At 46.4% G+C, this 1985-nt stretch carries 2 protein-coding genes; one reads left to right on the forward strand and one right to left on the reverse strand.

Translation table 11 applies throughout. The features are described from left to right. Nucleotides 1–340: transposase (locus NUV48_15490; GenBank protein MCR4443534.1), on the forward strand; the 340-nt coding region annotated here is incomplete at its 5' end. Between the two features lie 273 nt (nt 341–613). Here NUV48_15490 and NUV48_15495 read toward each other — a convergent pair. Then, nucleotides 614–1761 (reverse strand): IS3 family transposase gene (locus tag NUV48_15495; protein ID MCR4443535.1). Its coding sequence is split into 2 segments (ribosomal slippage): nt 614–1497 and nt 1497–1761, totalling 1149 coding nucleotides; the frame shifts between segments, so codons are not numbered across the junction. Nucleotides 1762–1985: the final 224 nt, after the last annotated feature.

A 1985-nucleotide genomic window follows, 5' to 3' on the forward strand; every position in this document is an offset into this window, starting at 1 on the left:
CAAGACGGGCCGCGCATATCGCATTGTCGCGGGGCTTGACGATTTCTATGCCAGCCGCGCGATGGATGAAGCGGAAAAAGGTTTCGCCAGTCTGTACTCGTGGATGCGCCGCTGCCGGTTAAAACCAATGAAAGAAGCAGCGGAAACGCTGATGCGGCATAAAGACAAAATCCTGGCTTACTTTAAAAACCGTATTACCAATGCCATTTGCGAGGGGATAAGCTCCATGATTCAGGCGGCGAAGCGAAAGGCGAGAGGATTCCGCAACTTTGAGGGCTATGCATCCATGATTTACCTCATCGCCGGAAAGCTCCAACTCGCTGTGCCCAGGCCTTTTTAAATCGACTATCCATTAAAACGGGAGTAGAGCCACTTTGTTCCTACTCTTTTTATTTATATGGACTTCTAAAAGAAAGATAGATTCAAACAACTGTCAAACATTTGTAGATAAACAAGGGTAAACAAAGACAATTAGACGGTTATCTAAAGCCTTTGAGTCCCAATAATATCAAGGGTTTGAGATCAAACATATAAACTGTAATGTCCCCCTTTGTCAAGACACGGAAACGAGAAATATAAGATAGATTCTCCTTTCCGCCCGACCGGGCACTTTTTAAATTGCTTCCTGGGCTAACCAGGGGGGGCAATAGACATCAGATGGGGTTTTATAGCCGAGACTTTGATGGGGTCTTTGCCAGTTATAATCGTCAATATACTCCGAAGTAATTCGCTTTAATTGTCTTGGGTCTTCAAATTCTTCTAGATACAACCGTTCCTGTTTCAGGCTGCGGATAAAGCGTTCGGTTATGGCGTTGTCGGTAAAGCGGCCCCGGCCATTCATGCTGATACGAATAGATTCTTTTTTTAGCAGGTTGATATAGTCGTCACTGGTAAAATGCGAGCCTTGGTCGCTGTTCATTATTTGAGGGTGCCCGTGGCGCCGAATGGCTTCCTTGACACATTCGATAACGAATCCTACGTGGAGGGTGTTGGAGTAAGCGTGCCCTACTACCATGCGGGAGTACCAGTCGATGATGACCACTAGGTACATCCATCCTCTACGCATTCCCACGTAGGTGAGGTCAATTCCCCAGACCTGGTTGGGGCATTCGGCATTAACCCCCCGAAGCAGGTAAGGGTAAATCCGATGCTGCAGGTTACGCCGGCTCAGATTGGGACCAGGATAGATTGCTGTAATTCCCATTTCCCGCATATACCGGATTAGCCGTTTTTTGCCGATAAAAATCTGCTCACCCTTGAGCGCGGCCCGGATACGACGGTATCCGAAGTATGGCTTATTAGTCCAGATACGGTCAATGGCATTCTTAATGCGAATTTCTTCCGGGCCTGGGCCAAACAGCTTTTTGGGTTGATAATAAACCGTGGAACGGCTAACCCCTAGTAATTCACACTGCCGCTTGACGGTAATACCTTCGATTGGTTGTATTAGCTTTTTCTTTGCTTCAGTTCCAAGGCTTTCTGATAGGTTTTTTTTAACCAGACGTTCTCAACGGACAACTGCCCGATCTGTTTAATCAGCTCCTCCTTCTCGGATGCGTGTTCTTTGCGGAGCTTATCCACTTCTGAGATTTCTTTGCTAAAGACGGTAGGCATTTTCTCTAAGAACTCTGCCTTCCACCGGCTAAGCAGATTGGGATGTACTCCGTAATCCGCAGCAATCTGGCTGAGAGTCTTTTCTTCTCTCAATAACTCCAGGACAACCTTGGCTTTAAATTCTGGTGTGTAGTGGTTACGCTTCATGTTTCAATTCTATCTTATTTCGTCTCTTTTTGTGTCCAACTCCTGGGGTCCATTTTATTGTGCTAAACTTTTAAACGAAACTGCGAAGAAAACAATTCGGAGGGTACAGATGAGTGACTACCTTTTTGCGCTGGATATTGGGACGCGTACAGTGATAGGGATTGTCAGCAGACCGTATCAGGGAAGCCTGCAGATAGTATCCCAGGCGATGGTTGAACATGAAA

This window comes from Peptococcaceae bacterium (assembly GCA_024655825.1).
GTDB lineage: Bacteria > Bacillota > Peptococcia > DRI-13 > PHAD01 > JANLFJ01.